Here is a 4,974-nt window from a genome sequence, read left to right as displayed (position 1 = left end):
GTCTCCACCTTGAACACGCTGACCAGCTCCGACAGCGTCCCCGCCTGCTCCTGCATCGACGCCGCGGCCGCCGCCGCCTCCTCGACCAGCGCCGCGTTCTGCTGCGTCACCTGGTCCATCTGCACGATCGCGGAATTGACCTGCTCGATGCCCACGGTCTGCTCGGCGCTGGCGGATGCGATCTCGGACATGATGTCGGTCACGCGCGTGATCGACGTGACGATCTCTTCCATGGTGCGGCCCGCCTCGCCCACCAGCTTGCTGCCGGCCTCGACCTGTTCGGACGAAGCGCCGATCAGCGCCTTGATCTCCTTGGCCGCGCCGGCCGAGCGCTGCGCCAGGCTGCGCACTTCGCTCGCCACCACCGCGAAGCCGCGGCCCTGCTCGCCTGCGCGGGCCGCTTCCACGGCCGCGTTCAACGCCAGGATGTTGGTCTGGAACGCGATCCCGTCGATCACGCCGATGATGTCGTTCACCTTGTGCGCCGAGGCGCTGATCGATTCCATGGTGGCCACCACGGCGCCCACCACGCTGCCGCCGCGCTTGGCCACCTCGGACGCGGACGCGGCCAGCACATTGGCCTGGCGCGCATTGTCCGCGTTCTGCTTGACCGTGCTGGTCAGCTCTTCCATCGACGACGCGGTCTCCTCCAGCGAGCTGGCCTGCTCCTCGGTGCGCGAGGACAGGTCCAGGTTGCCCTGCGCAATCTCGGTGGAGGCGGTGGCGATGGTGTCGGTGCTGCCGCGCACGGCTGTGACGATGCCTGCCAGGCTGACGCGCATTTGCTCCATCGCGGCCAGCAGGCTGGACTCGTCGCCGGCGCGCAGCGCGACTGGATGCGCCAGCTCGCCCCGCGCGATCTGCGCCGCCACCTCGGCCGCATAGTCCGGCTCGCCGCCCAGCTGGCGCGTCAGCGACCGCGTGATCCACATACCCAGGCCGATGCCGCCCCCTAGCGCCAGCAGCACCAGCCCGATCATCCAGCCGCGGCCCGCATGATAGGCGGCCTCGTTCTCGCGGTCCGATTCCAGCGCCGCCTGCTCCTTCAGCGCCGCAAGCCGGTTGAGCTGTTCGTCGACATGGTCGGCACGGCCCGCGTACTCGGTGAACATGAACGCCGCCGCGGCCTGCTTGCCCTCGGGGCTGGCGTCGGCGGCCTGGCGGCGCAGCTGCGCCAGCGCGGCTTTCCAGCCCGCCACGCTCGCTTCCGCTTCGGCGAACGCGGCCTGCGCCGCAGGCCGGTCGTACAGCGGCTTGGCCTGAACCAGCGCGCGGTCGAGCCCCTGGATCGCCTTGTCCAGCCGGCCATTCTGCGCGCTCACGTCCGCCTCATCGCGGGCCAGAATCACGCCGCGCACGGCGCGTCCTGCCTTGATGAGGCTGATATTCGCGTCCTTCGTATAGGCCACCCCCAGGGTGTCGAAGCGGTAGGCCTGGTCGGCCCGCGAATTCATCTCCGCCATGATGGCGATGCCGATCGCGGCCGCGACGACGCCCAGCAGGGCCACCGCGAAAAAGCTGGCCTGCAACCGCGCCCGTACGGTCAAATTGTTAAACATGCTAGGAAGGGGGAATGTGTTGAGGGAGCCTTGATGTTACGTGGCGCCGCCGCAACTAGCGATGGAATATGGGCAACGCAGAGCGAATCGTTGCCGAATTCCAACAATCAGAGAACGTGAATTTAACGTTTGTGATCAGCGCGTCAAGGACTTCTGCTCGACCCAGGTTTCGTACTGTTTGTCGATCCTGCGGGTGGTGCCGTCGCGCTGCATGGCATCCATGGCAGCGTTCATGCGGGTGATGAGTTCGTCCGGAACGCTGGGGTTGCAGGCCAGGTAAACCTTGACCTTGTTGAAGATCAGCACCGGCACGATCGAGTCGGCGAGCCCCTTCTGCTTGAGCACGGCAATCCCGCGCAGGCTGGCGGCCCACAGGTCGATCCGACCCAGCAGCAGCTTCTGCGGGTTGATGACGTCAGTGTGCGCCTGGTCCACCAGGAAGCCGCGCGAGCGCAGATACTCGTCGCGCGCATCGCCCCAGTAGGTACCGATGCGCAAGTGGCGTGCATCGTCCAGCGTGTGCAGGTTGTACTGGCGGTCCGCCCGCCCCATCAGCACCCACTCGCCCTGGTCGGTCGGCCCCACCCATTTGAACAGGTGCTCGCGTTCCGGCGTGCGGGTGGTGGAATAGACGCAGGTGTGCGCATGTGACAGGGCCGCCGCATAGGCCCGCTTCCACGGGTAGCTGTCGATGGTGTAGTCCACCCCCACGCGCGCCATGATCTCGCGCACCCGGTCGGTGGCGGTGCCGACTACGCGGCCGTCCTCCACCATGCTGGTGGGCGGCGAGTATTCCGTGGTGATGGTGAGCTTGGGAGCGGCCCCGGCCGCGGTGCCCACGGCCAGGAGCAGCGCCAGCCCTGAACCTCGTAGGGACATGCGCGGATCCTGAACACAACCGGCCCCAAGCGGGCTGGTCCTCGCTGAAGAATAGCAGCAAGCCATCAACTGCCGCAACCAGGCAACAAAAGTCGCATAAAGGAAACAGACTTTCTATGAAGAAACAGGCATACTGGCGGTTGACTTCGCATTCACTCCCCGCTTCATGTCCACTTACCCGCTCTGGCAGCTGTTTGCTGCCCCGGCCGATACGTCGATGCTCGCGTACGGCCAGTACGACCCCGTCCTGGTCGTGCTCTCGCTGCTGATTGCGATCTTTGCATCCTGGATGGGCCTGCAAATGGCGGGGCTGGCCAACGACCGCCGCGTGCCGCGCGCGATCGTGCTGCTGAGCGGCAGCCTGGCACTGGGCAGCGGCGTGTGGGCCATGCACTTCATCGGCATGCTGGCCTTCAACTTGTGCACCCGGGTCGAATACGACCCGCTGATCACGCTCGGCTCCGGCCTGCCCAGCGTGGCCGCCTCGTTCGTGGCCCTGAACCTGATCGGGCGCGACCAGCTCTCGCGCTGGCAGCTGCTGGCGGGCGGCGTACTGGTGGGCGCGGGCATCGGCGCCATGCATTACACCGGCATGGCGGCGATGCGCATGTCGCTGGTGCTGCACTACGATCCATACGTCTTCGGCCTGTCGATCGTGGTGGCAGTGGTGCTGGCCACGCTCGCGCTGTGGGTGCGCTACGGCCTGCGCGGCTTCGCGGCCCGCCTGGGCCAGGGCCGCATCCTGCTGCTGGCGGCCATTGTGATGGGCTGCGCCATCGCCGGCATGCATTACACCGGCATGGCGGCCGCGCGCTTTGCGGGCACCGTGGACCAGACCTCCAGCGGTACTGCCAACGCCAATTTCCTGGCCCTGTCGATCACCTGCATCACGGTCGCCTTCACGGCCTTCGTGCTGGCGGTGAACGGCCTGCTGCGCTACCGCGCCATCTTCATCGAACTGCGCCAGACGCAGGACTGGACCCAGGAGATGCTGTCCACCACCGTGGACGGCGTCATCACCGTCAACGGGGACGGCATGATCGAGGGCTTCAACACCTCGGCCGAACGGATCTACCGCTGGCGCGCGCAGGATGCGATCGGCCAGCACATTTCGGCGCTGATCGCCGAACCGGCCCAGGACAACCTGCTGGACGTGCTGCGCGCGGGCCGGCCCGGCATCGCCCAGCAGACCAGCGAGGTGCTGGGCCTGCGCCGTGACGGCACCGTGGTTCCGGTGCGCCGCACCCTGGGCCATGCGCGCCTGGGCGAACGCGAACGCTTCGTGTGCTTCATCACCGACATCAGCGAACGGCGCGCCATGGAACAGGCGCTGCGCGACAGCGAGCGCCAGTTCCGCTCCCTGATCGGCAACCTGCCCGGCATCTCCTACCGCAGCCTGGCCCAGGACTGCCGTCCGATGGTGTTCGTGTCCGATGCGGTCGAACGCATCACCGGCTACCCGGCCGCCGATTTCACCGGCGCCGCGCCGCTGCGCAGCATCGATGGCCTGGTCGAGCCGCACGACCGGGCCCGCGTGGCCGCGGCCGTGGCGGGCGCCCTGCGCACGCGCCAGCCCTACCTGGTCGAATACGCGCTGCGCCACGCCGACGGCAGCTTGCGCTGGCTGTGGGAAAACGGCACCCCGGTGGCGGACGACGATGGCGCCGTGCGCTGGCTCGATGGCGTGATCCTCGACATGACCGAGCGCCGCGCGATGGAGGAAGCGCTGCGCGAGGCGAAGGAAAAGGCCGAGCAGGCCGCCGCCGCGCGCGCGGCCTTCGTGGCCAACATGAGCCACGAGATCCGCACGCCGATGAACTCCATCCTCGGCTTCACCGACGTGCTGCTCGACAGCCCGCTGTCGCCCGAGCAGCGCCACCAGCTGGACACTGTGCGCAATGCGGGCCGCTCCCTGCTGCGCCTGCTGAACGAGATCCTCGACACGGCCAAGCTGGACAAGGGCGCGGTGGAGCTGGAGATCACCGACTTCAACCTGCTGACGCTGATCGAGGAGCTGTCCTCGACGCTCTCCCCCAACGCGCACGCCAAGGGCCTGCAGCTGGACATGCAGTACGACCCGCAGCTGCCCGCCTGGATCCGCGGCGACGAGCTGCGCGTGCGCCAGGTGCTGACCAACATCCTCGATAACGCGATCAAGTTCACGGAACACGGCAGCGTGACGCTCAAGGCGCGCGCGGTCCAGGGCCAGCTGCACTTCACCATCCAGGACAGCGGCATCGGCATCGCAGCGGACCGGCTGCACGCCATCTTCGACCCGTTCACCCAGGCCGACGCCTCGATGACGCGCCGCTACGGCGGCACCGGCCTGGGCACCACCATCAGCCGCCAGCTGGTGGAGCTGATGGGCGGGACCATCCGCGTCGAGAGCACACTGGGCCAGGGCACCACCTTCCACATCCAGCTGCCGCTGGTGCCGGGCCGCGCGGCCCAGGTGCGCCCGGGCCTGCGCGGCGAAGCCCAGTGTACCATGGCGCGGGCGTGTTCGTGTTCCCCTCGCTGTACGAGGGCTTCGGCA

General features: G+C 68.0%; 3 protein-coding genes. 1 reads left to right on the top strand and 2 read right to left on the bottom strand.

All coding sequences use genetic code 11. The annotated features are described in order from the left end of the window. Positions 1–1,559 (bottom strand): methyl-accepting chemotaxis protein (locus E4L96_RS24655; protein WP_307721629.1); only part of this gene is annotated, 1,559 nt, incomplete at its 3' end. Positions 1,560–1,694: 135 nt separating this feature from the next. Further along, positions 1,695–2,438 (bottom strand): substrate-binding periplasmic protein, encoded by a 744-nt coding sequence (locus tag E4L96_RS06555; protein ID WP_135206416.1) that lies wholly within the window; start codon positions 2,436–2,438, stop codon positions 1,695–1,697. Between the two features lie 166 nt (positions 2,439–2,604). On the opposite strand from E4L96_RS06555, the gene E4L96_RS06550 reads away from it, so the two are divergent. Then, positions 2,605–4,974, top strand: a 2,370-nt coding sequence (locus E4L96_RS06550; RefSeq protein ID WP_135206415.1) for a sensor histidine kinase, incomplete at its 3' end; no start/stop codon positions are given.

The organism is Zemynaea arenosa, from assembly GCF_004614185.1.
Taxonomy (GTDB): domain Bacteria; phylum Pseudomonadota; class Gammaproteobacteria; order Burkholderiales; family Burkholderiaceae_D; genus Telluria; species Telluria arenosa.
The sequence above is the reverse complement of the archived record's forward strand: the minus strand, read 5'-3'. Positions and strand labels throughout refer to the sequence as shown.